Below are 26,466 nucleotides of genomic sequence, written 5' to 3'. Positions count from 1 at the left end.
TAGTATACGGACATCAGCAAGAAATCAATTTTGAGACTCTTCCATACGAATCAGGATATGTCGAGAAGCTTGCGCTACATAGCGTTCAGAGTTCCGTAATGAAATACCGAGTCTGTGCGCGATTTCTTGATGGGATAAGCCTTCAAGTCGATGGAGTACGAAAGCATATCTTGTTAATTCCGGCAATTCCATCAAGGCAGCATTCAATTGGTCAAGCTCTTGACGATGTCCTAATTGATCTTCCGGCAACCCCCCAGGGGCAGCCACAGCTTCAATTTTACTGTCGGGTTCGTTGTCGTTTTCTGCTTCAGTTTCCTGATAGAGGGCGCGATCTAAAACGCTCTGTCTGCGATGTAAATCTACACTTAGATTAGTGGCTGTTTTGTATAAAAACGCGCGAGGATTTTCAATGGCTTCAGGATTGGGATGTTGCAGAATCCGTGTATAGGTCTCTTGTACAAGATCTTCCGCGCAGTCGACTCCGGAACGTTGCCGAGCAAAAGCCAGCAATTCCTTGCCATGATTGAGGAAGAGAATCTCAAGAAAACGCTTACGATTTGGCATACATCTGCTGGTCTAAAACCGTTGTTGCAGTGTTAATCGGGGGTTAATCAATTTTGTGAATAGTCTGGTCAAACTCATCTATTTCCTTCCCGCTGTCCGATGCGGTGTTTTATAAGTAAATCCTATAAGGAAGCAATTATTATTCCTTTTTGTGGAAATTCGATTAGGTACACCCCTAGAAATCATTTCAAGATCCTGAATTTAGGGGTTTTAATCAGATTTTTGAGGCTTGAATTAGCTGGCGATGAAGTTAAATTTGGCGAAGATTTAAAGCCAGCACTTGAGCAAACTGTGTCATATGACACAGTTAAGATGCGTCATAAGACGTATTTGCTTTTTGTTCAACGATATTCAAAACTTTGGTTAGAGCGCTAAACGTTAATACCAAGTTTTATCCCTTCTTTACACAAATGCCTCAGTCTTTTTTGCCTTAAATCCGAAGCTTGATCCTCTCCAAAAACACATTCACCCATACGATAGTGCCTTATTTTTTCAGCTGAGAAAGAAAATAAGCCCCAAAAAGATTTTTTTTGGCGGTTTTTGATTTCCATTGCGTTACATAAATTGAGTACCTAATAAAATGGAGAGAGTTCATGAGATTTTTACATCAATCCTTGCTGATAGCAGCATTTTTAGTTGTGTCAAGAGGAATTTTAGCCGCAGACACGGTGCATAGTTTTAGCATCGAAGCGCAGGATTTAGGTCCGGCGCTGCAAAAACTGGCGACTCAATCCGGTGTTTCGATTTTTTATGCATCGGACAGCGTAGTCGGGCACAAAGCCAAAGAATTAGTCGGTAGATACACTACAAATGCAGCTCTCACCGAAATGCTATCTGGTTCTGGATTGATATTCAGCTTGTCTGCCGATGGCTCTATCTCTGTAAAACCAATGGCACCTCAACTTAACAATGCAGATCCTACCACTTTGCCGAAAGTTAACGTGGTCGGCAATGCCGTTTACGATACCAACGATCCATATAACACCGATTACACCCGCCGAAATGCCACCACTGCCACTAAAACCGATACGCCAATAATGGAAACCCCATTTAATGTTCAGGTTGTACCTCGGCAAGTCATGGAAGACCGACAATCTGTTAGGCTAGACAAGGCACTGGAAAATATAAGCAGCGTTATACCAGCCAGCGGAGTAGGAGCAGCCTATGGACAACAAAGTGGCACGCTTATTCGTGGATTTGTGACACAGGATTATTATCTGGATGGAGTAAGGATCCCAACAGGGCGACTGACAGATGGCTTCAGGGAAATGGCTAATATTCAGCAAGTGGAAGTCCTTAAAGGACCGGCATCAATTCTATACGGTCGGATGGAGCCGGGTGGTATTGTTAACTTGGTGACCAAAAAACCCCTAGACACGCCATTCAATGCAATATCGCAACAATTTGGTTCATACGATTTTTATCGCACCACTATAGATTCAACTGGACCCCTTACTGAAAACAAAGACTTGCTGTACCGCATGAATTTAGCTTACGAAAATAGCGGATCTTTTCGCGATTTTCTCAATAATGAAAGGGTGTTCCTTGCGCCAAATTTATTATGGAATATCTCCGACCGCACTAAACTAAATCTGCATCTGGAATATCAACGCAGCAACAATTCAACCGATTATGGATTTCTGGCTCCGCAAACTAGTAACAGACCGCTTCTGTTACCGATTTCACGCAATCTGTCTGGACCTAATACAAAACTGGATTCCGAACGAATAAATTTTGGTTATGATTGGTCGCATGCGTTTAACGACAACTGGAAATTGACTCAGCGTTTTGAAACAGTTTTCTTGCCAATGAGCAACTTGAATCCTCAGTTTATACCGGTAGGAACGCGAGAATTCTACGGTGAATCATTCACTTGCACAAATGCCTCATGTCCATATTATTTAGTTCAATATAAACAGAATCAATCTGCTGAAAACTATGAGGTAGTTGCAAAACTACAGATTTGAGCGGGATTTTCCCCGAAAAAGAGGTAGAAAAGGGCGGCCATTTCTGGCACGATGGAGTTTCTGACGCACACATCAACGCCCTCCTATGAATAATACGCAACCTACTGATTTTCTGCAACGTTGGAATGCTATCCAATACGATTTGATTCCTGAATTAAAAGAGGAAGTGGGTTGCCTGACACCGAAATTAGAAAAGCTCATTCATATTTTGGAATGGGTCAGAATTGAAGAGTTTATTGAGAATACGTGGTTTGGCGTGGGACGCCCACCCCATGATCGCGGTGCATTGGCGAATGCTTTTGTGGCGAAAGTTGTTCTGGGTTTATCAACGACAGTTGGCTTGCTTGAGCGCCTGCAAATAGATCGAGCCTTACGACGGTTATGTGGTTTTCCGATGTGGAAGCGATTACCGACCGAAGCGACCTTCTCACGCGCTTTTGCTGAGTTCGCACAGAACAGATTGGCCGAACGGGTGCATGAGGTGTTGATTAAAGAACATTTAGGCGAGCGTTTAGTCGGCCACATCAGTCGTGACGGCACAGCGATTGAAGCACGGGAAAAACCAGCGAAAAAAGCAGAGAAGGTGGCCCAGCCTGCCGAAAAAGTTGCCAAGCGCGGCCGCCCCAAGGCTGGCGAAGTCCGTGAACCGAAGACAACTCGGATTGGTCGGCAACTGACACAAACGCTCCCAGTCATGCTGGATGAACTACCAACAGATTGTGATCGTGGCAGCAAGTGCAATGCCCAAGGTTACAAGAACAGTTGGAATGGCTATAAACTGCACCTTGATACGGCTGACTGTGGTGTGCCAATCAGTGCGTTACTGACCAGTGCATCCGTACACGATAGCCAAACGGCTGTACCGTTATCCTTGATCAGTGCCAGCCGGGTAACGAACTTGTATGATCTGATGGACGCCGCCTACTGTAGCGATGAATTGAGAAGGCATAGCCAAAGTCTGGGGCATGTGCCGCTAATCGATCATAATCCGAGAGGTGGAGAAAAGAAACAGTTCGCACCCCATGAAGCTCAGCGCTACAACGAGCGGACACAGGCTGAACGCGCCAATGGTCGATTGAAAGATGAATTTGGTGGTCGTTTTGTTCGTGTTCAGGGGTCGGTGAAAGTGATGAGCCACTTAATGTTCGGCGTGTTGGTTCTGGCAGCAGACCAGTTGATGAGATTAATGACCTAAACGAACTTTTCAATCGGAAAATCTGTTCTGCCGACTTTGGCAGAGGGTTGCTATTACCCAAATTTAACCAAACCCGCTTATAAAAAGGAAATCGCATTCAAATTTTCGAAAATTGGCGTTTCGAGTTGATTGACGTTATGGAGCGTTGCTAATTAGCTCTTATTTGCTGAGTGTTTTGCAAGAAGCTCCTATTATTCAACAATCAACCTAAATGGCAAGTTTGATACATGGGGCATCCATCATAATTTATTGATAGGCGGCGATTATACCCGGATAAATATGCGAAATACTTACGCCTATAGCCAAGAATCACCTATTCTTGATGCCGTCAGTCCGGATTATTCGCTTCTTATTGCCAATATTTCCAACCCTAACAGACTTAGCCGCAACGGTCAGGATGAGGGATGGGGCGGATTTTATTTCCAGGATCAATTGGAACTACCCTATAAGTTACATGTGCTAGCGGGTTTTCGTTACGACGATGCAACCAATACGACCTGGACCCAAGATTTATATTTCTCAAATCCTGCTCGAGCCTTGCAACCCTATACACCGGTATCCAACCATGATACGGCTGTCAAACCAAGGTTTGGAGTGTTATGGCAACCGGCTAAAGAACTAAGTCTGTACGCCAACTACGTTGAAAATTTCGGTTTAAGTCAGGGTCATAACGCCGATAACACCCCTCTACCTCCAGTAACGGCAGAGCAATATGAAGGCGGTATCAAAACCGAACTTTTTGATGGCAGATTTACCGGCTCTCTGGCCTGGTTTGACATTACCAAACAAAATTTAGCGATTGCCGATACGAGTCCGCTCGGATTGCAAACAGGAGCTTATCGTGCGATCGGGGAAGTACGCAATCGGGGCGTTGAATTGGATTTAGCAGGGGAAGTATTACCGGGTTGGCGGATGATAGGTAACTATTCCTATATTGATTCCCGTGTTACCCGAGATAGCGATTTCAATGGTGGAACGGGAAGCATCGGTAACCGTTTACCCAATGTACCACGCAATAGCGCATCATTCTGGAATACATACGAATTTCTGGATACCGAGTTACGCGGTCTAAAATTTGGAGCCGGGGTGGTGTTGCGCGACCAGCGCCAAGGTGACTTGAATAACGACCTACAACTCCCAGGTTACGCAACGGTAGATTTAATGGCAGGCTATGGCATAAAACTGGGCAAGACTAAATTGTCTACTCAAATCAATGCTTATAATATTTTGGATAAACACTATTACGAGAGCACACCAGGCTCGCAATCTCTGCCTGCAATAGGTTACGGCATTATGCCTGGTGCTCCCACAACGGTGATGGGTTTAGTACGCCTGGAGTTTTAAGTAATCAGACAAAGATAAAAAGGTGAATGAAAAAACAGATATTTAAATGAGTTGAAATGAAAATTCGTCATTTTTGGGTTGTAGTTCATCGAATTGCTGGACTGGCAATGACAGGCTTTTTAATTATTGTAGGCTTAACCGGTAGTATATTGGTGTTTAACAATGAACTTGAAGGCCTGATTAATCCGGCAAGACATACGATCTCTAAAGATCGTGAACCTTTAGATGCGTCCATTTTGATTGAAATTGCTGAAAAAGTCAGTGCCGATGGTGAAATTTCCGCCATATTGTTTGATGCATCAGCAATCAATATCTTGTTTGAACCTAAGCAAAGTATAGACAGCGAAGTAGCAACTCCACTGGTTTACAATCGCATTATCTTGAATCCTTATACTGGGGAAATATTGGATCGGAGTCAAATCAGTGACGTATTCAAAGGCTTGTCTGATCTAATCCCCTTTATTTACCGCGTACATTATTCTTTAGCGATGGGGAAAATAGGCGGCTGGATTCTAGGTATCACCGCATTGGTATGGACAGTGGATTGCTTTATCGGCTTTTATTTGACTTTGCCTCTTGCTAGAATCACGTGCCCCCCGTCCAATCCATTACTAAATAAATCCTTTGTTAACCGTTGGCGATTGGCTTGGTGCATAAAATGGCCTACATCCCCCATTCGATTCAATTTCGATTTGCACCGAGCAGGCGGCTTGTGGGTTTGGGTTGCGTTACTGGTATTTGCTTGGTCAAGTGTCTATATGAATTTAGAGGGTTTTTACACCCGAGTCATGCAATCCATCAGCAGCTATCATCAACCGTGGACTGAATATCCCGATCTGCCGCAACCGGTTTTGAATGCTGGTATCGGTTGGCGGCCAGCCCAGGAAAATGCGCAGGTAGCGCTAAATCAGCTTTATCGAGAACAAGGCATCCGTGTAAATGCCCCCGTGAGTTTTTGGATCAATCGAGAAAAGGGATTTTACCTTTACAGCGTTCACACTAACGCTGACATTCAGGATCATGGAGGCCAGACACGTGTGGTTATTGATGCAAACAATGGCGATGTCAAACAGATCTTTCTCCCTACCGGTCAATACAATGGAAATACCATTACCAGTTGGTTAATCGCTTTGCACATGGCTAATGTCTGGGGCTTACCTTACCGAATTTTCGTTTGCATATTCGGTTCTGGAATAGTGATGCTGTCTGTGACCGGGGTATTTATCTGGTTAAAAAAACGCAAGTCTAAATGCGTTAAACCACGAATATCCGCTTAATAACATGCTTAAAATACAATTTACAGATACGATTTCGGCAACGTTTGGCAGACTTGCTGTATTTAGATTGCAATCACTGACATTTGCCATCATGGCAATAACACTGGGTAGTGGTTGTAGCCAAATGCCAGAACGCTCATCGGATGAGATGGCTTTTATTGTTCCTAAACAATGGAACGATACTACAGACGCTCAACCAACCGAATTTCTTGGCTGGTTAAATACCTTCAATGATTCAGTGCTTATAGACCTGGTCAACCAAGGACTATCAAGTAACTTCGATTTACTATCCACTGCTGCCCGAGTTGATGCAGCCAAGGAACAGGCGGTTATTGTTGGAGCTGGCCGTCTACCACAATTGTTTTTTTTACCGGGTTACCAGAGTGCTAAGGACTTTCAGAACGTTGAAGCCGGTCAGTTTGATGCCTTGTTCAATCTAAATTGGGAAGTGGATGTCTGGGGCCGCATTAAAGCCTCGCAGCAAGCTTCATCTGAAGATGCTTTCGCCGTGGCTGAAGATTACCGGTTTGCCCGGTTGTCGTTGTCAGCCCGAATTGCTCAAGTTTATTTTCAGTGGCGCGAAGCCGGTTTACAAGCCAATGTAGCTTCCCAATCGGTCAAAGACCGAAGCAAAATTGTTGCCCTGGTACGAGGCCGTTTCAATAAAGGCTTAACACGCGGTTTGGACTTACGCTTGGCTTTGACTGATCTGGCCAACGCCAAAGCGCAATCGGCAGATGCACACAATAATGTGCAAATCCTGCATAAACAATTGCAAACGCTCTTGGGCCATTATCCAAGTTTCAGTGTACAGGGTTTAAACGCAAGTAAAGAAAATTTTTCAGCAACGATCTTTAATCATCTGCCTGAACCACCTGCAACACTGGCAGAGGGTTTACCCTCTGAATTACTCAACCGCCGCCCAGACTTGATAGCTGCACTTCATCGCTTGCAAGCAGCTGACCAAAGATTGGCCAGTAGTAAAAAAGCCTTGCTGCCGCGTGTGACATTGACCGCAGTTGGGGGTACCAGCAGCCCGGCACTGACCGAAATCATTGACCCCCGATCCGCCGCATGGAATCTGATAGCCGGACTAGCCCAACCCTTATTTACCGGCGGCCGCTTACAAGCCGATATTCGTTTGAAAGAGGCTAATGTTACAGAAGCCTACAATCTATACCAAAACTTAGCGTTAAATGCGTTTCGCGAGGTTGAACAAGCTTTGGCCGCAGAAAGCCGTTTGCGTGAACAGGAACAGGCTTTGCGAGAAGCGGTGTCGCAAACCGAAGCCAGTCGTAAATTAGCTGTGTATTCCTACCGGCAAGGCTTGATTGAGATTTTGACGTTACTGGACAGTTACCGCAGTACGCTAAATGCGCAAAGCGCACATCTTGCCGTGCAGCGTCAATTGCTCACCAACCGAATTAGCCTTTATTTGGCTTTAGGCGGTAAAGTGTGAGTCAAACCTTTCATTCTCTGAAAGTGGTTTTGCCAATTGCGGTTTTGTTAATAGCGTTAGCATTCAGTTGGGTGCTGTTTACGTTGCACCCGCAGCCTGAACCGCAAATCAGTACACCAGCCATTCCTGAAGTAATGGTGTTGCGAGTAAAACCCCAAACCTTAGGTCTGAATGTTGTCTCACAGGGCGTGGTCACCCCACGCGAAGAAATTGATCTGGTCAGCGAGGTACCGGGTAAAGTAGTGCAGATGCATCCATCTTTGGTGGCGGGCGGTTTCTTTAAAGCCAACGACTTACTGCTAACCATAGACCCCCGCGATTACGAATACGCCATCATTGCCACTCAAGCTCACATTGCAGAAGCCAAACGGGTGTTGGTCGCCGAACAGGCGCAAGTCGAACAAGCTCATAGCGAATGGCTGGCATTAGGTGAAGGTGAAGCCAGTGAATTGGCTTTACGCAAACCGCAACTGGCAGAAGCGCAAGCCAAGTTGCAAGCCGCTCAAGCAGACTTATCCAAAGCCCAACTTAACCGTAGCCGTTGCGAGTTACGCGCACCGTTTGCCGGACGCGTATTGACCAAACAGGCTGGCATGGGTCAGTTTATGCCTGCTGGGACTGTGATAGCTCGCATATATGCCAGTGATGTGGCCGAAATTCGTTTACCCATCAGTCATGAGCAACTGGCGTTTTTGAATCTGCCGCTGGCGCTGCCCCATGCTAACAGCAATCTATGGCCTAAAGTCACGTTGACGGCGGATCTGGGCGGACACCGACACCAGTGGCTGGGGCGCATCGTCCGTAGCGAAGCGGCCGTTTCCCCAGATAGCGGACAGTGGTATTTGGTTGCGCAAGTGTCCGATCCCTTTCATCCGGTCGCCAATCGTCCGCCGTTGTTAAAAGGCTTATTTGTACAAGCCGAAATCGAAGGCGTAGAACTCGGCGATGTCTACCGCTTACCGCGTAATTCGGTCAGTCTGATGCAAACGGTGAAATTGGTCAATACGGAGCAAAAACTTGAGATTCGCAAAGTGGAAGTGGTTCGTACCGAAACTGAATCAGTCGTAATAAAAACCGGTATCATGCCCGGCGAACGTGTGGTAATTTCAGAGTTGCCGATCGCCATTGACGGTACCCCCGTCAAGGTGCTCAATGACTAAGCGCCGGCATACTGGAAATTTGTTTGCCTGGTTTGCCGCCAATCCTGTGGCCGCCAATCTACTGATGATGTTGATCATCAGCGGTGGCTTGGTGGGAATGCTAAATGTCGATAAAGAAGTGTTCCCTCGCTTCAGTCCGCATCAAATTATTGTCAATACCCAATATCCAGGTGCCGGCCCGGCTGAGGTTGAAGAAACGGTCTGCGTGCCAATTGAAGAAGCGATTTATGATGTTACTGGAATAAAGCATCTACATAGCGAAATTCTTGGCGATACTTGCAAAATCGAAGTGGATATTTTGCCGGAATATTCACCTGAACAAATGATGGCCAGCGTTCAAAGCCGGGTGCAAGGCATAACCAAGCTGCCAAAACTGCTAGAAAAAATCCAAATACTGCCTGCTGATCGCAATAACGACGACGGCGTTATCTGGGTGGCGTTACATGGCGACACCGACGCCTTTTCCTTACAAATTTTTGGAGAGCAAATTCAACAACGACTTGCGGCTATTCCAGGTGTTAGTAAAGTCACTAACTATGGAGAAAGAGTTTATGAAATCAGTATCGAGATTACGCCTGAAAAATTATCTCAACACCACCTGACAATAGATGAGGTTGCCCAAGCGGTCAGTAAAGCCTCGGTCGATTTACCCGGCGGTTTAATCAAAAATCCGGATGGCGAATTGTTATTACGGGTAAATCAGCGCGCAAAAGATGCTGATACTTTAGGTAGTTTAATCATCAAAACCTTACCAGACGGCAACCGAATTCAGTTAAATCAGATCGCTACGATTAAAGATGGTTTGGAAGAAAACTTATTCGAATGGCATCATAACGGTGAAACAGCTCAAGGCTGGGAAGTGCATACCGCACAAGACAGTATCGCGGTGGCAAGAAAAGTCAAAGCTATGGTCGAAACCTTGCGCACTCAATTGCCACCCGGCCTGCGACTGATTACCTGGTGGGATGATTCACAAGCTTACGATGAGCGCATCGATACATTGCTGGGAGATGGCTTGAGCGGGTTCTTGCTGGTCTGTCTGGTGTTGTCGCTGTTTCTCCGGGTGCGCGTGGCGCTGTGGGCAGGCGTGGGAATTTTTACTTCGGTGCTCGGTGCATTCTGGTTCATGCCAGTCTTGGATATTTCTTTGAACATGTTATCGCTGTTTGGCTTTTTACTGGCGATGGGCATTCTAGTGGATGACGCCATCATTATTGGCGAAAGTGTGCATAGTCGCCAAGTCGAAGGCAAACAACCACCACTGCAAGCCACTATTCAGGGCGTGCAGGACGTGGCGCTGCCGGTGATTTTATCCGTATTGATTGTCCTGGTCGCCTTTTTACCGGGCTTGTTCCTGCCCGGCTGGGGCGGACAAATGATGAAGCCGATTTGTCTGGTGATGATTTTGACCTTGGTGTTTTCCCTGGTCGAAGCCTTGCTAATTTTGCCGGCACATCTGGTCAGTGATGTCGCATCCACGATAAATCCCAGTCGTTTGCAACGCATTAGGCTCGTGATGAACGACAAGCTGGAACGATTTGTAGAGCTTTATTATCGGCCGTTTCTGGAAACTGCCATTGCCTGGCGATATTTTACGGCTTCGTTGTTTCTAGGCCTAATCATGTTTTGTGCCGCCTTAGTCGCCAGCGACACAGTAAGGCAGTCGATCAATCCCGATGTGACCAAGGATAGTTTTTGGGTGTCGATGCAATTACCGCAAAGTGCTCCTTATAGCGAAGCCAAGGATTTAGCGGGTAAAGTTGAGCGGGCTTTATTCAGTTTGCGCGATGAGTTAGATGGTGTCGGTAACCCTAATCATAGCACTGATGATGCGAGTGTCATTATTGGCGTCGAAACCATGATCTGGGAACACGGCGCGGGAATCTGGCTGGAATTTTCGCCCGAAGGCAGGAAACGGCTGAAGGTCGAAGACTTTATTCGTGATTGGCGGCAACGCATCGGCGATATTGGACGCGGCAAGGTCGATTTTATCTATAAGGAAGGTGACGTGCCCTATGACATCGAGCTGTTATTAGGCGCAACGGATGCTGAGCAACTACCGACAGCCGCAGAACAACTCAAACAACAATTACAGACTTTGCCGGGCGTGTACGATGTAATCGATTCCAGTGAACCGGGTAAACCCGAAATAAAACTCACTCTTAAACCGAATGCCGAACGCCTAGGTTTGCGACTGGAGCAACTGGCCGAGCAAGTCCATCACGGCTATTACGGCGATGAAGTGCACCGTTTTCTTCGTGGCCGTAGCGAAGTCAAAGTCATGGTGCGCTATCCACTGCAACAGCGGCAGTCACTGGACACCTTAAAACAGCAACCCATCCGCTTGCCGAATGGCGTTACCGCACCGTTAGGCGAATTGGCCAATATTCAATTGGCGCCGGGTTATTCGCGATTAGTGCGGGAAGATAGACTGCGCGTATTGAAAGTCCAAGCCCGCGTCAATCCAACCCAAGCCGATGCTAACGCCCTGTATGCGGCATTGGAACAAACCCAGATACCGGCTTTACAGCAGGCATTTCCAGGTTTAAGCGTCAAAATTGGTCAGGAACGCCAGGAGCAGGAAGCGATGCTGGCCGCTTTTGCCAAAAATACCTTGATAGCCTTGTTGGTGATTTATGCGCTGATTGCCGTGCCGTTTAAATCTTATACCAAGCCGTTGATCTTTTTGCTTGCCGCACCAGTCGCCTGGTGTGGTGCAGTCCTGGCACACTGGGCAATCGGTTTACCGCTGTCGATGGAATCGTTGGTCGGCATGATTGCCGCAAGTGGGGTTGTAGTCAATGACAGCCTGGTATTGCTAGATTACATCCGCCAGCATGGCGATGACCATCAACCGATTGAACGTCTAATCACTGATGCCTGTAGTTCGCGCTTTCGCGCTATCCTGCTGGCTTTTTTGACTAACTTTGCCGGTTTTCTGCCTACCTTACTGGAAACCAGCCCGCAAGCACAATTTCTGATTCCAATGACCTTGTCACTTTCGGCAGGCTTGCTGATCGGCATGGCCGCGAGTCTGATTTTGACACCGGTGTGCTATGCAATTTTGGGGAAAGCCTAAGCATGAACTAGACAAACAGTATGAATAATAAAACGAATGGAGGAAAACGCATGCAAAGCAAGTCAGTTTCCAAAAAAAAAGAAATCGATCCAGGCGAAACCGATCTGGCCTTAAAGGCCGGAGCGGGATTTCCCTCGGCGCGTTATTTTCAAATTCACTTCGAGTTTTTGCAGGAACAACTGCATATGACTCAGGCTGCATTGCAAGCGCTACAAATACAGATGCAACAATTGCAACAGCAATGTTCGGTCAAATCTGAACAGGCGGATCTATGCGGTCTGGAAGGCTTGCCAGTTACCCCGAATCGTCAGCCAGTAGTTAACGTATCGAAGGCACAGCCAAGGCGCCGGTCATCGACACATGTTTAAAGCAATCATCCAATTTCCGAGTATGTCAATGTTTTTGCCCTCGGCCTTGAGCACACCTAACGAGGGTCGCTTGCCTTTGATCTCGGCACCGGGTTCAGCCAAGTATCGTCGTCCGTTGGCCATTTTCTCAGCCACCCTGGTGGCCGCCTTGTTGCATGGCTGTCTGTTATTCTGGTATGTCAATCGCCCGGTGCCACTCCCGTTTTCTGCTGCCGCGCCTTTACCGATGATAGACATGATGTTGTCCGCACCGCCTTCACCGGCCGTGAACCAGCCCATCACGCCGCCCACGCCAGTGCCACCCAAAGAGGTGAAAAAAACTGACCCCAAACCATTGAAGAAACCCAAGCCCAAGCCCAAGCCGAAACCGCTACCTTCCGAAACGAAAGTGAAGCAGATTGAAGTTCAAAAGGACGAGCCGGACAGCGCACCGCCGACGTCATCAGCGCCGCCGACTGAAAACCATGACCGTGCCGCTTCGCCGCGCAACGATACTTATACCCCAGCCAATTCGGACGCCAATTATTTGAACAACCCCAAGCCGGTCTATCCGATGGTGGCTCGGCAGCGGCATTGGGAAGGGCTGGTATTGCTGCGGGTGTATATCACCGCAGACGGTCATGCCGCACAAGTGGTTGTGCAGCGCTCCAGTGGTCATGAGGTGCTGGACGAATCGGCGCTGGAAGCGGTGAAAAACTGGCGGTTTGTGCCGGCCAAACGAGGTGAATTTGCCGAAGCCAGTTGGGCCAGCGTGCCGATTGATTTTACCCTGGAATGATTTTCATGGGCATGATTTCCCCCCAAAGTATTCCCGGATGCCTGCCTCTTACCTTATCCGGGGCAACAAGGATGTTGATTTGCCCGGATTAGGTTGATCCGGGCGATTACAAGGAACGAAATCTAGCTAAAAATCAGCTATTACAAACAAATTTATAACAAAAACTAAAACTAGAAAGGAGACCACTTTGAATTTTTCCGAAACCACCATTGTTGACAGCACGCTGTGCATGCTCGGCTGTTTTTCGTTGTTGACCTGGAGCGTGATTATCTTGAAAGCCGGTGAAATGGCGCTGAATAGGTATCGCAATCGAAAAGTCATTAACCAGTTTGCCGATATTAGCCGGATGGCCACGCTGACCCAGTCGGAAATTGAGACTGACAAAAGCCTTACCACTCAGGCTGGCAGGGTGATATTGATCGGCAGCCAGACCTATGCCCGCGCCAAGAGCCTGACGAAAACCAATACCCTGGAACACCATGCCGCCTGGCATGAGCTGATCGAACGGGCTTTGCGTCAGCAATTACAAAAAGAAAAAGCCCTGATGGAATCGGGCCTAGGCTGGCTGGCCAGCATCGGCAGTACCGCACCGTTTATCGGCTTGTTCGGCACGGTATGGGGCATCATGCATGCCCTGAAGGACATCAGCGCACAGGGCAACGCCAGTCTGGATGTGGTGGCCGGCCCAATCGGCGAGGCTTTGATAGCCACGGCCCTGGGTATCGCCGTGGCGATTCCGGCGGTGATTGCCTACAACTTTTTTCTGAGACAAAACCGCACCTTAATAGCCAACCTTGAACACTTCGCCACCGATTATTTGCGCAGTTGCATCGAGAACGACTTAACCCAAACTACGGAGAATACGCATGTCCATACAACTGCCCAATGATGACGAAAGCGGCGAAATGAGCGAAATCAACGTCACGCCGCTGGTCGATGTGATGCTGGTGTTGCTCGTGGTATTTATCGTCACTACACCGCTCTTGACCCAGGTAGTTCGTGTCAAGCTGCCGAAGACCGAGCAAACCGAACCGGCACCGGACAAGCATGTTGCAATCCTCAGTATCAACGCTCAGGGCGAACCGCAACTTGACGATAAACCAGTACCACTGGCCTCCCTGGAAACCGAACTTAAGGCACTACAGGAACACGATCCTGATATCAGCATTCAGCTTCAGGCCGATCGGGCGGCAGTGTTTGAATCCGTCGCCAAGGTGATGGCGAGCGATCAACGGTCGGGTGTGGGCAAGTTGTCATTTGTGACCTTGGAGCAATAGAATTTTAATTCAAAAGTATTGGCAGTAGATCAGGTTTAAATAGTGAAGAAATCGAAATTTATTGAAGTGTTGGCCAACAAACGGCCAAATTTACAGGTTAAACAAGTCCAAAGGGCAGTTAATAGCATCGTCGAACAACTAACCCATACCCTTGCTAACGGCGAGCGCATCGAAATCAGGGGTTTTGGTAGTTTCTCGGTGAAGCGGCGTGATGCCCATACCGGTAGAAACCCCAAAACCGGCCAAGCTGTCGTGATCCAGAAAAAGCGGATTATTCATTTTAAGCCTGGCCAGGAATTACGGTTTTTGGTCAATGCGGCACGTAAAAAATACAAAATCAATGATTGATAGGGATGAGTTTGACTATTTTGTCGAGAAGGTTATGGCTAGTGTTCAACGGTCTGGAGCATTGATGTTGAGCGCATGAGGACACTGTCAACCTGGAAATCGCCCAAATTGTCGGCCTAGCTATTATGTTAGTTACTTATTTCGCCAGACAATTGATCCAGTCATTCAATTCGAACGCGCTCGGCGCGATAGTTTGCAAGCCGTGTTGCAGCCGCTTTTTCGACTAAATACTCGGAAATATCCTTTTAGCATTGCCCGATTTGAGAAATTTGGGCTGCTCAAACCCGTTGCCACACCAGAACTACAGTCAACCTCAAGCAAATAGCTCAGTCATTCGTATGGATTTAATCATCGCACGGTTAGGGACGATTTATTGGCCGCTTAGGAGAAAGCGCATGTTTATCGTTGTTAAAACCATCACCGACGTGAAAATCCCTCAACCGCATCATGGCAAAAAGCTGGCGAAACTGGCCCGCGAGTGCCTTGCCGAAGATATTCCCTTAACCATCGATTTTGAGGGTGTTAGTAGCATTACCCAAGGGTTTGCCCAGGAATTATTATTGCCGCTGGTGATGGAGTTTGGCGCGGATTTCTTAAACGGTCAACTGCATTTGGTTAACCTAAACCCAGCTATTCTGGAAACCATCAACTCCGCGACAACACATCTGGATGACTATTTTGACCGGCTTTGCAGGGTGCAGGACAAGCATTGCGACGTTGAAATCTATGAATTGAATCTGTTTTGGCTGGTGAAAGTCCGGGAACTGGCGAGGGACAATGCCGTCAACGCGCAGTTGATGATGGGCATTGCCGAGGAGGAAATGCGGTTGGCGTTGAGCAAATTGTCCATCGAAGATATTCACCATATCGCCCGCTCCGGCTGGTTATGCTTTTCGCCGCGTTTTACCAGCAGTTTTATAGAGAACATGACCAACCGGCAGCTTGATGTCGGTGAAATACTATTAGCCTTCAGCGGCTCACTGTGTTGAGGTGGCCGATGATCGATATCACCACCTTTGAAAAGCACGCCCTAGCCTTAGAGCTACTCAGACGCCATGCCCTGATTGCCATCATTCATGAAGTTACCGGCATCCCCAATAAAGTGCTCCGCGCAACCTATAAGAAAATGCATGGCCGTTCATCAAAAGGCGGCAGACCGATAGAATCAACCAAAGGCCTTACCAGAACGCTCAAGGAATACCAAGAGGCAACGCTGTTCGCCGTTTACTTTAACACCGTCAACGCTAAAATCCACGAAGATCAGGCTCGAAAAGTCATCGTGGCTTTTGATACCTATAAAGCCTTATTGCCTGGCAGTCGGCTGGATTTCTCTGGCATGTGGGTGATTGCAAAAGAGATGCGGGCAGAGATTATCAGTTTGCTTGAATGTCGCTGTGGCTCGGCAGTGCTGATCAATGCTAAGGAAGACCTGGATGATCGGTGTCTGGTTTGTAAACTGCGTTATTGAGGAGGATTTTTCTGAACACAAAATCCATCTTGTTGATAAGGCGTCTTGCCGTTTTAATTTGGCCTTATCGAACAAGCTATCAGCCAGTAGCCGCGTGTTCCCTATACACGCTTTGATACCATAAAAAAGCCCACCACAGAGGTGGGCTTCGTCCGCTGTTGTTTTTTATGTTTTTAGGTGGACGTCTGCCATAAAAAAACGGCAATTTATAATTTTGCGTTTTTTTGTTGTTCTACCGGGTTACCGGTCGCTACGCTCCCTCACAGGAAGATGACGATTCTTTCAAATCGCTTCAATCCTGCTTTGGATTTGTGAATATTATTAGACAACTAAATTTCTGTCCAGCAAAAAACGCTACAGATGGAAACACCTACGCATCTATATGATTCTACTAAGCCATTGACTCCTTGAGGATCATTTAATTTCTGCCGACCATCATCAACATAATCCTGATTCTGTCGGTGTCGGCTTGTCGTTGGCGTACCGGCCTTCGAACATTGAACTGCCACAATCAGTTAGATAATTGAATCAAATACCGTCACTCTATCTGCTTGAGGTGGAAACGGAGTTCTCCCTGCATATTTGCGACCGAATTATGCCATGTTAATTCAGTCGGGGCAGTACCGGTAAACCGCCTTTGGTTTCCATAGGGAAGCACAATTGCCAGCTAAACTCACTCCACTACCAGAACGATCTAAGCTTTGGGAGAGCTTTAGAAAAGATCGCACAGGCTGAGCTTGATTTATCAGGGAATATAGATAACAAAAGCCAGAGATAAACTTACCTTTATTTCTTACCTATCGTAAAATGGTTATAACTTTTTTACGATAAATCTTATTTTGGAATGCAACGTCTATACAGCAAACAAATATCAACCGAGCTATTTCAGAATAGGCAAATGCTGTTTGTATCCGGCCCAAGGCAAGTCGGTAAAACAACCTTAGCCAGACAGCTATGCAAAGACCACAACGGCCATTATCTGAATTGGGATGATGTTGATCATCGCCAACTGATTTTGGCGGGCACTAATGCCCTGGTTTCTGCGTTGGGCCTGGATCAATTACGTGCAGAAAAACCTTTGATTGTTTTTGATGAGCTGCATAAATATCGACACTGGAAAGATTTTTTAAAAGGTTTTTACGACCGTTACGAACAGCAAGTGCATATCCTGGTGACGGGTAGCGCGCGATTAGATATTTTTAAAAAAGGTGGCGATAGCTTGATGGGACGCTACTTCCATTTGTGCATGCATCCCTTGACTGTTCGCGAGATATGCAATCAACCGATTGACTGCGAACAATTGATACAGTCGCCACAACCAATCGCAGCGGGCAGCTTTGATCAGCTGTATCAGTTTGGCGGATTTCCGGAGCCCTTCATCAAAGCCAATCCTCGGTTTAGCTTGCGTTGGCACAATTTGCGCTCAAGACAGCTCATCCAGGAAGATATCCGGGATGGCTCAAACGTACAGGAATTGGCGCAATTAGAAGTTCTCAGTCGATTGCTCAGCGCCCAAGCTGGACAAGTGACACGTTATGCTACGCTGGCAACCCAAATTCGTGTGTCGGTAGATACCATACGTCGATGGTTAGATACCTTGGAAAGTTTTTATTTTTGTTTTCGAATCAGACCCTGGAGCGCTAATATTGCCAGCTCGTTACGCAAAGAACCGAAAACCTATTTATGGGACTGGTCTTTGATAAACGACAGTGGCATGCGAGCCGAAAACTTTATTGCCAACCATTTACTCAAAGCGGTACATTTGTGGAATGATTTGGGAATGGGTGACTTTGGGCTCTATTACCTTCGGACCAAGGATCAGAAAGAAGTGGATTTTTTAATCACTAAAAATGGTCATCCCTGGTTTTTAGTCGAAGTGAAATCTTCGGAGAGTGCTGCACTTAATGCAAACCTGGCTTGGTTTCAAGATAAAACCGGCGCCGAACATGCGTTTCAAGTTTGCCTGAACATGCCATATGTCCCAGTGGATTGTTTTTCAACAAACACGCCCATCAAAGTGCCTGCGCAAACTCTTTTATCGCAACTGGTCTAATGAGAGCCCCTTGTTGAATTAAATGTTTTTCCTGTGCGGTAATCAACGGAATTGGATACAGAAAGGATAGGATACAATTCCTAACAGCCAATTATGGCGTAGCCGCCGGCAAAATCCTGTGCAAAACCTGGGCGATATTTCGGTTCACAGAAATCAGAAAACCGGGTTGACGCCATTGGAAACGCCAACCCAGCTATTTGGCTAATTTAGAGCGCTTTATACAGCTCTATAGCCTTATTTAATTCTTCGGTAGATTTAGCGACATCGCCTTTCTTTGCAAGTATTTGTCCTTGTATCAGAATGGCATGGGCTTTTTTTGCGTCATCAGAATTGCCGGCGATCTTATCAGAAGCCGAACGAGCCGCTTTCAATTGCACTTGGGCAGCAGAAAAATCGCTTTTGCTAATTTCAACCAAGGCTTTTTCAATATGAGAAATAATCTCGGCTGAGTTTGAGACTGGCGTGCTAGCCGCTTCTTCCGCAAACGCAACAGCGCTACTTAAGCTTAAAGGGGCTACCATAAACAAGATAAATGCTATTTTTTTGAAGATTTTCATAATTTTTAAAGTTTGTGTAATGGTCTGATTGCCAATGACCTTAAAAATACGTCGCTTCAGCACGGATTACTGAAACCAGAACAGAGGGACGGGAGGGAGGGTTCACGGTCCATGCGAACTGGATATTGGCGCCGGTCCCAGAGCACATAGTGACCTGGAAAGCGTAAAGCTAATCCATGCTAATTGTAACGTTTAATTTAATGCGATTGGGTCTTGTTGAAAAGCAAAGGCCTTTCGCCTCGCATCATATCGAATTTATTGACGTGATATGAAAATGATTTAATAAGGCTTTGAAATCAATAAGTTTCATTTAATCATCAAGCAAAAAGTAGAGTTATAACCACTCCATGGCAATATTAAGACATTGACGTAATTTAAGGTAGAAAAATTGTCAGGGTGCGACAAGTTGTCACGCGTGGCAATTGGTCACATTCTAATAATCACTCTCAGCTGATACTATATTGCCAACATTGCTTGTATGCAAAGCGCTGCTTCCTTTCTCAAATCCGGCTTTATGCTGGATTTTTTTTGCCAGATACCGAACAGGCAAGCTTTTCCAGCATTAACCATATAAAACATCTTTTTTTATTAAAAGACGACGATATCGAATATTTTGCTGAAAACGGAATTTGATCAGAAAAACCGAAAACGTTAATAACAAAACTGAATTAATTTTCAAAAAAATCCGGCATAAAGCCGGATTTGAGGGAATGATATGAACGTTGCGCATACAAGCGTTCGACATCAGATTAACCATCATGATCGGTTTTGAAAATGTGACCAATTGCCGCGTGGCAAGTTGCCGCAGATTAAACAGTTACCGTTTTCACTACAGTCCGACCTAAAAGACACCCGCGCGACAATTTGTCATCTTTCCCATAGGCAATTATTTCGATAGAGTAATGCCTATTGAGGACGACGCCCCTCTGCCGTTGGGTTGCTGCGTCTTCTCATAGTTGTTTTATGCTATCTCTTTTTCAAGAACAAGGTTGTATGCAGCGATATCACCAAGGGAACAAAAATGGGCTTGTCGATCATCTTGAGTTAACCCGGCAAACTGCCTTCCATGAAGCCGGACACGCCGCTGCAATTTATCTGGAAAACAAGCAAAAGAATTTACCGTCGATTTATTTCAGTATCCATACCCGAAAATCTGAACGCATGGAAGATCGGCTATTTGCCAGGGTAGACGATGGCCGCCTGGTTGGCGATCTGGCAACTTCCACCCTGACGGAGATTGCCGGCGATCCGGATTCTTCTGATGCATACGGTTTTCAACTGGCTTGCGAAGCCGATATCATCAATTTTTTCGCGGGTCCTTTGGCAGAAGCCAAATATGTATCCATTCGGGATAACGAAATTTTCAACATCAATTTATTAACACCCCGCGCAATCATCCATTATGGCGGAAAGTCGGATATCAATGAGGTGATGTCTTACCTGGAGTTCTTGATTTCTTCACCTAAACAACGCGAAGCCAAACTTAACGCGTTGTTTGCCGAAGCATTTCATTTCGTCCAACAACCGGGAAATTGGAAAAGCATTACCGCCCTGGCTCACTACATTCTTTACAATTCCCAGGAAAACATCTCCTGCGAACAGGCTATTGAAGTGCTTGATGGACAATATCCTTATGCGAACATTCCGTGGTTGTAAACAACTTGCCTGATTAATTGGAATGAAATAAAACGTTTGATTACAGCAATTACCGATGAATTCATTCATATGCCAGGGATACACGCCACCCAGCCACAAACCAACGCCACCTGACTCATCGATAACTTTTAGTTCATGGACTAAACGCTTTTTCCCCAGACTGCTTGGCGAAGAACGGGCAGCCAACGTGCTGGCCTTAATTTCTATCCTGGTATTGCTACTGCATTACGGTGGCTTGCTCTTTTTACAGCATCCTGTGAAACAAATAGACCCTGCCAAGCCGCAACCGATGGAGGTTTTGATTATTCCTGTTAAGGCACCGAAACTCAACGTAGCTCCGCCACCGCCACCTCCTACCACAGCAAAAAAGCCACTTCCTAAAAAGCTACAACCCAAGCCTACGCTTAAAAAAGTCCCGATTGACCTGCAACAGCCATCGGATTTCGCCCCGACTAAACAGGTGCTTGAACCGCAACCCGTTGAGGAAACAACACCCTCGCCGACGACACCCGCAATCGAGAGCGAAGCAACTACGACTAAATTCGAACCATTTAGCCAAGCCGATATGAGCGCCAGCTATGCGCACAATCCAAAACCCGACTATCCAACCATAGCCAAAATTCGTGGTTGGCAAGGAGAAGTGTTGCTACGGGTACATGTTTCTGAGCAAGGAATCAGTGACCTAGTTGAAGTTCAGCGCAGCAGCGGATTTGACGCACTTGACGAGTCAGCCATTGAGGCCGTCAAACAATGGTTATTCACGCCTGCAAAATATGGAGCTGAGCCTGTCGCTAGCTCGGTCATAGTGCCAATAGTTTTTACCTTAAATGATCATAAGCAAGTTTAATCAATACATTAAGGTTACGACCCTGAAAGATTAATGTCTATATTTCTTTGTAAATTAACAATCCCTATTAAAAAAGCCCGAAACGGTCGTTTATCCAAGATATAGCTTTTTTAAACTTTCGGTAAACTAGTGTCATTGAAAATGAGGCCAGTCTGCAATGCAAATTAACATCATTAAATTCAGTTTTAACTTCTCAACAGATTTTTTTTAAAACCGGAATCAACGAAACAGCTACAGCTAAAATCAAAAAAGCAACCTTAGCTGCAATGATTTTATACTCAATTTTATTCAGCCAAGAATCCTTGGCTGTTGGTCAAATTGATGAGGCAAATCTCTTAGAATTGCTTTCAAGCTGAGGTTCTCTCGTTGGTTGAATTTTGTCGAATGCCGGTTCCAAAGTTTGGTGCTTAACTTATAGTTTTACGGCAATACCCCAAGGATACAGACCTACTGCAATGGATTTTACGTCCTGACGATTTTCCAAATTAATAATGGAAATATCGCCACTCAGTCCATTTGCTGCGTAAAGCCTCTTTTGGTAAGGTGAAAATTCTAAATTCCATACGCGTTGCCCAACCGGGAGATAATCCACGGCTTCCAGAGTGCCAGCGTCTATTACCGCCACACGATTTGCCCGCCTCAAGGCAACATAGCCGAAGGGCCGCATTTTATCGATGCGTTTACCGACTGGTTAATAGTATCAGCCGCTAAGGTTTCGCTCAGTCCTTGTCGAAAATTAGCAATCGTTCTTGAACCGACATGTTTTCGTCCAGCCATTCTTGAAACAACCAGTCTGTGGCTTAGATCGAGTAAGCGGCCAGAAAAGTCACTATCAGCAAAACCGGTAGGTAAAGCGAAGATGATATTAAATCAGAATTATTTCTAGTAAATTGGTCAGTTCCATAGTTTTTGTTTTTCTTTTGAAATTAATAGAAGCGCTTTAGTGGCACTGACCACTATCCAGTAATCAGTGCGTAGTAATTTGAACTGTTTACACAAGGACCACAAAGCCTAACCATTCCCCGGAAAAAAAGGTTTCTTTAGCAAAAGATTAGAACATATTTAAGGTTAAGTTAATTAGCCTTTGCGTGATGTTTTTTCTTGTGTTCCGCGCTGTATTTTTCCCATTTTGGGATTTGGTTAGGATTCAAAAGCCCTTCGATACTTTTATGTGTTTCTTCGTGAATGGCTCGGAGTTTCTCATGCTCTGCCTTAACAATATCTTCTAGTTTAGCTTTCTGATCAGCGTTCAGCGATAAGGCTTTAGTCAAGCTATCTACATGGTGACCTTATTTAGGACTCTCAATAGGATCGGCAAAAGCGGAATTCAGCGGCAACATTAATGCTGCTGCGAAAAATAGAATTTTTATATTCATTGCATGTTCCTTTTATACTTAAGTTTAGGAGTTTATATTTTAAAGACAATAAATTGATTTATTGAAGAAAAAGGGCCCTAATAAGGTTTTAGCCATAGAAAACTATACTATGGCATCTACATATTCTTCTAAAAACCAGCTAAATTTCCCTTACAAGAATTTTGGCAGGTTTGCAAAGCTTTCTCTGGCAGCTTTCAATTCTTGTTCCGTACCGGGAAGGTCGGATTTTTTGGCCGCATCTCTTGCTTTTTTCAATTTACCGATGGCTTTATCTCGTTCGAACTCGAATTTATAATTAGCACTAAGTTCGCCGGCATTTTCATTTGCAGCCTTGATTAATCCAGCCACTTCTTCAGCATTGCCCGAAGGAATGGCATCCAGAGCCGCTTGAATTTTGGCATCGACCTCTTTCAATACCTCAGGCACATTTTTTTTTGGCTTCTTTCGCAAATGTTGTCCCTGATAGGCACAGCATTGAAAAAAATAGGATGAAAGTGATAAAAATTTTCTTTAGTGACATAAGCTAACTCTTTATTAAGTTATTGATTGTGTAGGTTAATGTTTTATATTAGTGTGTCAATTAATTTTGGATTTTTATGTGCTCCTTGGGTTTGAGTGAATATTGCATGAGTTCTCATGATTAACCATTTAGCTATATTGCTAATACACCGAAGTTCCTAACGCTCAGACATTTCACCTAAAAAACGGGTAATGTTTTTATATTTGAAGCGATCAATCAGCGATCTTATGGCTTTACCAACTGTTATCAATGCTACTGTTGCCAAGGCAAATCCAAGCGTATAACCAAAGGCATCAATATCCAGCCAGATATCGTAGGAATGTACATAGCCATGACTTAATGCAAGAGCACCAACAACGAGAACTGCTAAAAGCGAAGAAACCTTGAAACCAGAAACCATCAACGAACCTAGTAATAAAGCGGAAAGATACATGACATTCTGTGCGTAAATAATTTCGACAGGAATGAGCGTCAAGCCGCCGCCAATCAGCATTAAAGTGACAAAAATAAAAGACATTAGATAAATCGTCCGCCTGTTGGCTTGGGATATCCAAAATCCGACCAGCAACATAGTAAAAATGTGATCTGAACTGTTTATCGGATGGAACAGACCATTAATGAATCCTATCGATTCACTCGACCAGTGCAAAGGATGTGCCTCGGCAATCATGGGTAGTGCCAGTGCGGCCAAACTAACTATTTGAAAAAATCTTGTGTTGTCTTTCATCACTTTCTCCTACTCTTTATTGATAAAATTGTTCTGAAATCGGGTCATTACATAGAGCGCATCTTGTAATCGACTCTGGGATAGCCTCTCTTGTCTTTAGGATCGACTGCGCTACGATCCTGTTCTCCTCGTTGCTCGATTTGCTTGGCAATCATTTGTTCCCAATTGTCATATCCGGCAACTTCAGCTACTCCGGCGGCCTTGTTCTTGGTAAAGACGGTTTTTCCAAGCTCAATAATATCTGCCGAGGTTTTTTGATCGATGGTTCTAAGAAACTCCGCGTCGTCCTTGATCTGATTACGAAGAGACCAATAAGCCACTTCAAATTCGACCCGCTGACTTACTGGCAAACGTTCTTTGATGATAGCCACCGATTTATGGGCTGTTTTCATACTACTGCCATTAATCTGATTTGCGTTGCCACAGGCATTGAGCAATAGGCACATCGATAACACTAAAAAACCGTATGAAGCTTTCATTATTTAAGTGAATTTATTTTTTTAGTTTGATGTTCCAAATGCCTGATTGGCAAACGGGTTAAAATTCGGGTGCGTCACTCTATTAAATCCGAACTCAGTTGCCTGATGGCAAGCGTTGCACCCCGCTGTCAAGTTATCGTAATTCCTGGTAAATGCCTGCAAGTTTTTGTCTTTGATAGCTTGCTCAAGTCCTGCCAGTGGTAGATCCATGTTTTGAGCAATCAACTCTGGAATGGGCTGCTTTATCTGTTTGTGAGTACGATGATATTTAGCGGCATCCTCAAAACCTTCATGCAATTCATCCATTTCGTAAGCCGCTAACTCCCAGTTCTGTGCTTGTCCTGCAAACCACAGTTTGGCATGACGAACAGCGCTTTGTGCCATGATTTCGCCCAATCCTGGTGTGTAGTGAACATGTTCTTGTTCGTGTTGATAATGGCCGGCACAAGCTGTCAGAAGGGTAGCAGCACCGAAAGCCAGACCGAATCTAAAAAATGGAGATTTCATACTAAATTCCTTTGATGACAAAAATTCATTAATGCATGGACTCAATCGGTTGCGGTTTGAGTAGGCGTGGCACGAAGTAAGCTGACCCGGCAACTATGATGCCAATGATGAACAGTATTAACAGGCTGTTTTGCCCGCCGGACGGCTCAGTAACTAAAGCCACGGTCAGCGGGATATGCAGAGCGCTGACTTCAGGCAGCGTATGCAGATCGGTATCGTCTACAGTCAATACCGCTAGATATTTACCGGAGGTTTTAAAATCGACCGTCGTCGATAGTACGCCTTGTTTAACGATAGCCATCGGCAGTTCGGCAACGGTTTGCCCGTCTTCGCGAAGAATTTTCAACGCCACCGGTTTTTTGCGGACATCCAGATCAAGTAAATCGATGGAAATTTGGGTTTTGCCGGTCATCGGCAGATCGATGCATTCGGCTACCGGCAGGCTTTTGCTGTCTTTAGCTTGGCTTGGATCGAGCTGATAGGCGGCGAAGTTGACAACGTAATAATCGTTGCTTTGCATGCAGCCGTACATATCGTAACTGCCTCCGTTACCCTTGCGATTGCCGCCCAACGGCACTGAAGCACCGGCTTGACCGATGGTAATAAACAACAAAGTGAAAATCAGGTAGGAATGATATGTTTTCATGGCTTCACCTCTGTAGTTACTGCTTTGTCCGCGATGGAGAATTTCAATACTCCGCTGACGATCAGGCCGTCTTCGGTGACGACCCGATAACGCATCGCGTAAGGTCCAGGTGATAACGGCTTGGTGGTAGCGGTTAAGCGGTGACGTTCGCCCAGTACCAGACGGGTATCGCCGTTGTCGACCCGATTACCCTTGGCATCGACTACCACCACAGATGGCGAACGCTCACCGACATTGCCGCTGAACCATAGCTTTACAGTGCCATCGAAATTGGACACCTCGGCATTGTTCTTGGGTTCGGATTTCAGTAACACGCCTTCGGCATGGCTAACCACGCAGATGGTCAACAGCAATAAAACGGAGAAAAATTTAAAAGTAATGTTCTTCATACTGAAAACTAAGGTAACCCAAACAGACCGGCAATAAACAGGACGATGGGATCGGCCAATGGATGGAAAAATCCTACGGTAATAACGACCAAGCCGATCACAAAAATACGAGTCCAGGCATGTAACGGAAAGTCTTGTTTGCGCCACAGAAAATGAAAAATCAGCCAACTACCCAGCCACACCATTAGAGCCAGGGTCTCCTTACCGGAATAGGAACCAATGCTGCCTGTCGGCCCGCTGCCGGTCGAGCCAGGTATCCAATGGCCGTAGGCATGTACGATTTTGTCCAACTCCTTAGTCAGCCTGGAAACATGATGGCTGATCATCAGGGTCAAAAATGCTAGTAACAGCGACAAGCTGGCCGCGACCACAGGGCCGGAGCAGAGAGGTTGATGGTTATCTGATTCGTTTTGCATCGTGTTTCC

At 45.8% G+C, this 26,466-nt stretch carries 29 protein-coding genes; 17 read left to right on the top strand and 12 right to left on the bottom strand.

Features of this window, described 5'->3' with window-relative positions:
• Nucleotides 1-24: 24 nt before the first annotated feature.
• The gene (locus ABH008_RS21685; protein WP_347987691.1) at nucleotides 25-564 is read right to left on the bottom strand and encodes a sigma-70 family RNA polymerase sigma factor; all 540 of its coding nucleotides are present in this window, start codon (nucleotides 562-564) and stop codon (nucleotides 25-27) included.
• Nucleotides 565-935: 371 nt separating this feature from the next.
• On the bottom strand, nucleotides 936-1,115 hold the full coding sequence (locus tag ABH008_RS21680) for a hypothetical protein (protein WP_347987690.1): 180 nt from the start codon (nucleotides 1,113-1,115) through the stop codon (nucleotides 936-938).
• A gap of 42 nt (nucleotides 1,116-1,157) precedes the next feature.
• Between ABH008_RS21680 and ABH008_RS21675 the strand changes: the two genes are divergently transcribed.
• The 15 genes from ABH008_RS21675 (at nucleotide 1,158) to ABH008_RS21605 (ending at nucleotide 18,337) form a co-directional block, all read left to right on the top strand.
• Entirely contained in the window at nucleotides 1,158-2,531 is a 1,374-nt protein-coding gene (locus ABH008_RS21675; protein WP_347987689.1) for a TonB-dependent receptor, read from the top strand.
• Between the two features lie 85 nt (nucleotides 2,532-2,616).
• The gene (locus tag ABH008_RS21670) at nucleotides 2,617-3,726 is read left to right on the top strand and encodes a transposase (RefSeq protein ID WP_347987688.1); all 1,110 of its coding nucleotides are present in this window, start codon (nucleotides 2,617-2,619) and stop codon (nucleotides 3,724-3,726) included.
• A 201-nt stretch (nucleotides 3,727-3,927) separates the two neighbouring features.
• The gene (locus ABH008_RS21665) at nucleotides 3,928-5,070 is read left to right on the top strand and encodes a TonB-dependent receptor (RefSeq protein WP_347990006.1); all 1,143 of its coding nucleotides are present in this window, start codon (nucleotides 3,928-3,930) and stop codon (nucleotides 5,068-5,070) included.
• A 56-nt stretch (nucleotides 5,071-5,126) separates the two neighbouring features.
• Nucleotides 5,127-6,347 carry a PepSY-associated TM helix domain-containing protein gene (locus ABH008_RS21660; protein WP_347987687.1) on the top strand — a complete coding sequence of 407 codons (1,221 nt, stop codon included), beginning with the start codon at nucleotides 5,127-5,129 and terminating at the stop codon, nucleotides 6,345-6,347.
• A gap of 4 nt (nucleotides 6,348-6,351) precedes the next feature.
• Complete coding sequence (locus ABH008_RS21655; protein ID WP_347987686.1) at nucleotides 6,352-7,806, top strand: efflux transporter outer membrane subunit; 1,455 nt, start codon at nucleotides 6,352-6,354, stop codon at nucleotides 7,804-7,806.
• On the top strand, nucleotides 7,803-8,966 hold the full coding sequence (locus ABH008_RS21650; RefSeq protein WP_347987685.1) for an efflux RND transporter periplasmic adaptor subunit: 1,164 nt from the start codon (nucleotides 7,803-7,805) through the stop codon (nucleotides 8,964-8,966). The genes ABH008_RS21655 and ABH008_RS21650 overlap by 4 nt, the downstream gene beginning before the upstream one ends.
• Complete coding sequence (locus ABH008_RS21645; RefSeq protein ID WP_347987684.1) at nucleotides 8,959-12,045, top strand: efflux RND transporter permease subunit; 3,087 nt, start codon at nucleotides 8,959-8,961, stop codon at nucleotides 12,043-12,045. The genes ABH008_RS21650 and ABH008_RS21645 overlap by 8 nt, the downstream gene beginning before the upstream one ends.
• Before the next feature lie 20 nt (nucleotides 12,046-12,065).
• Complete coding sequence (locus ABH008_RS21640) at nucleotides 12,066-12,413, top strand: hypothetical protein (RefSeq protein WP_347987683.1); 348 nt, start codon at nucleotides 12,066-12,068, stop codon at nucleotides 12,411-12,413.
• Nucleotides 12,406-13,191, top strand: coding sequence for an energy transducer TonB (locus ABH008_RS21635; protein ID WP_347987682.1), 786 nt, complete (start codon nucleotides 12,406-12,408; stop codon nucleotides 13,189-13,191). Before ABH008_RS21640 ends, ABH008_RS21635 begins: the two co-directional genes overlap by 8 nt.
• Nucleotides 13,192-13,378: 187 nt before the next feature.
• Nucleotides 13,379-14,080 carry a MotA/TolQ/ExbB proton channel family protein gene (locus ABH008_RS21630; RefSeq protein ID WP_347987681.1) on the top strand — a complete coding sequence of 234 codons (702 nt, stop codon included), beginning with the start codon at nucleotides 13,379-13,381 and terminating at the stop codon, nucleotides 14,078-14,080.
• The gene (locus ABH008_RS21625) at nucleotides 14,058-14,468 is read left to right on the top strand and encodes a biopolymer transporter ExbD (RefSeq protein ID WP_347987680.1); all 411 of its coding nucleotides are present in this window, start codon (nucleotides 14,058-14,060) and stop codon (nucleotides 14,466-14,468) included. Before ABH008_RS21630 ends, ABH008_RS21625 begins: the two co-directional genes overlap by 23 nt.
• Nucleotides 14,469-14,510: 42 nt before the next feature.
• The gene (locus ABH008_RS21620; protein ID WP_347987679.1) at nucleotides 14,511-14,816 is read left to right on the top strand and encodes an integration host factor subunit beta; all 306 of its coding nucleotides are present in this window, start codon (nucleotides 14,511-14,513) and stop codon (nucleotides 14,814-14,816) included.
• Nucleotides 14,817-15,211: 395 nt separating this feature from the next.
• Nucleotides 15,212-15,805: an STAS-like domain-containing protein gene (locus ABH008_RS21615; RefSeq protein ID WP_347987678.1), complete on the top strand. Its 594-nt coding sequence runs from the start codon at nucleotides 15,212-15,214 to the stop codon at nucleotides 15,803-15,805.
• Between the two features lie 8 nt (nucleotides 15,806-15,813).
• On the top strand, nucleotides 15,814-16,284 hold the full coding sequence (locus ABH008_RS21610) for a FlhC family transcriptional regulator (protein ID WP_347987677.1): 471 nt from the start codon (nucleotides 15,814-15,816) through the stop codon (nucleotides 16,282-16,284).
• Nucleotides 16,285-17,182: 898 nt separating this feature from the next.
• Nucleotides 17,183-18,337: an ATP-binding protein gene (locus tag ABH008_RS21605; RefSeq protein WP_347987676.1), complete on the top strand. Its 1,155-nt coding sequence runs from the start codon at nucleotides 17,183-17,185 to the stop codon at nucleotides 18,335-18,337.
• Between the two features lie 206 nt (nucleotides 18,338-18,543).
• On the opposite strand, the gene ABH008_RS21600 is transcribed toward ABH008_RS21605, so the two are convergent.
• Nucleotides 18,544-18,894, bottom strand: coding sequence for a hypothetical protein (locus ABH008_RS21600; RefSeq protein ID WP_347987675.1), 351 nt, complete (start codon nucleotides 18,892-18,894; stop codon nucleotides 18,544-18,546).
• Nucleotides 18,895-19,887: 993 nt separating this feature from the next.
• On the opposite strand from ABH008_RS21600, the gene ABH008_RS21595 reads away from it, so the two are divergent.
• Together ABH008_RS21595 and ABH008_RS21590 are read left to right on the top strand one after the other, a co-directional pair.
• Complete coding sequence (locus ABH008_RS21595; protein WP_347987674.1) at nucleotides 19,888-20,550, top strand: hypothetical protein; 663 nt, start codon at nucleotides 19,888-19,890, stop codon at nucleotides 20,548-20,550.
• Between the two features lie 55 nt (nucleotides 20,551-20,605).
• Entirely contained in the window at nucleotides 20,606-21,397 is a 792-nt protein-coding gene (locus ABH008_RS21590; protein ID WP_347987673.1) for an energy transducer TonB, read from the top strand.
• A gap of 412 nt (nucleotides 21,398-21,809) precedes the next feature.
• On the opposite strand, the gene ABH008_RS21585 is transcribed toward ABH008_RS21590, so the two are convergent.
• From ABH008_RS21585 to ABH008_RS21545, 9 genes are all read right to left on the bottom strand, one after another.
• A complete protein-coding gene (locus ABH008_RS21585; protein ID WP_347987672.1) occupies nucleotides 21,810-22,064 on the bottom strand; it encodes a hypothetical protein in 255 nt (84 codons plus the stop codon).
• Nucleotides 22,065-22,470: 406 nt separating this feature from the next.
• Nucleotides 22,471-22,668, bottom strand: coding sequence for a hypothetical protein (locus ABH008_RS21580; protein WP_347987671.1), 198 nt, complete (start codon nucleotides 22,666-22,668; stop codon nucleotides 22,471-22,473).
• A gap of 255 nt (nucleotides 22,669-22,923) precedes the next feature.
• Nucleotides 22,924-23,187, bottom strand: a complete 264-nt coding sequence (locus ABH008_RS21575) for a hypothetical protein (protein WP_347987670.1) — start codon at nucleotides 23,185-23,187, stop codon at nucleotides 22,924-22,926.
• A 263-nt stretch (nucleotides 23,188-23,450) separates the two neighbouring features.
• Complete coding sequence (locus ABH008_RS21570) at nucleotides 23,451-24,020, bottom strand: HupE/UreJ family protein (protein ID WP_347987669.1); 570 nt, start codon at nucleotides 24,018-24,020, stop codon at nucleotides 23,451-23,453.
• Nucleotides 24,021-24,067: 47 nt separating this feature from the next.
• Nucleotides 24,068-24,499, bottom strand: a complete 432-nt coding sequence (locus ABH008_RS21565) for a hypothetical protein (protein WP_347987668.1) — start codon at nucleotides 24,497-24,499, stop codon at nucleotides 24,068-24,070.
• 21 nt (nucleotides 24,500-24,520) lie between these two features.
• Nucleotides 24,521-25,006 carry a hypothetical protein gene (locus ABH008_RS21560; RefSeq protein WP_347987667.1) on the bottom strand — a complete coding sequence of 162 codons (486 nt, stop codon included), beginning with the start codon at nucleotides 25,004-25,006 and terminating at the stop codon, nucleotides 24,521-24,523.
• Nucleotides 25,007-25,034: 28 nt separating this feature from the next.
• Nucleotides 25,035-25,652: a hypothetical protein gene (locus tag ABH008_RS21555; RefSeq protein WP_347987666.1), complete on the bottom strand. Its 618-nt coding sequence runs from the start codon at nucleotides 25,650-25,652 to the stop codon at nucleotides 25,035-25,037.
• The gene (locus ABH008_RS21550) at nucleotides 25,649-26,041 is read right to left on the bottom strand and encodes a copper resistance CopC family protein (RefSeq protein WP_347987665.1); all 393 of its coding nucleotides are present in this window, start codon (nucleotides 26,039-26,041) and stop codon (nucleotides 25,649-25,651) included. The genes ABH008_RS21555 and ABH008_RS21550 overlap by 4 nt, the downstream gene beginning before the upstream one ends.
• Nucleotides 26,042-26,049: 8 nt before the next feature.
• Entirely contained in the window at nucleotides 26,050-26,457 is a 408-nt protein-coding gene (locus tag ABH008_RS21545) for a hypothetical protein (protein ID WP_347987664.1), read from the bottom strand.
• Between the last annotated feature and the right edge of the window lie 9 nt (nucleotides 26,458-26,466).

It is taken from the genome of Methylomonas sp. AM2-LC, from assembly GCF_039904985.1.
Lineage (GTDB): Bacteria > Pseudomonadota > Gammaproteobacteria > Methylococcales > Methylomonadaceae > Methylomonas.
Note: the sequence above shows the minus strand (reverse complement) of the source record. Positions and strands in the feature narration are given on the sequence as shown.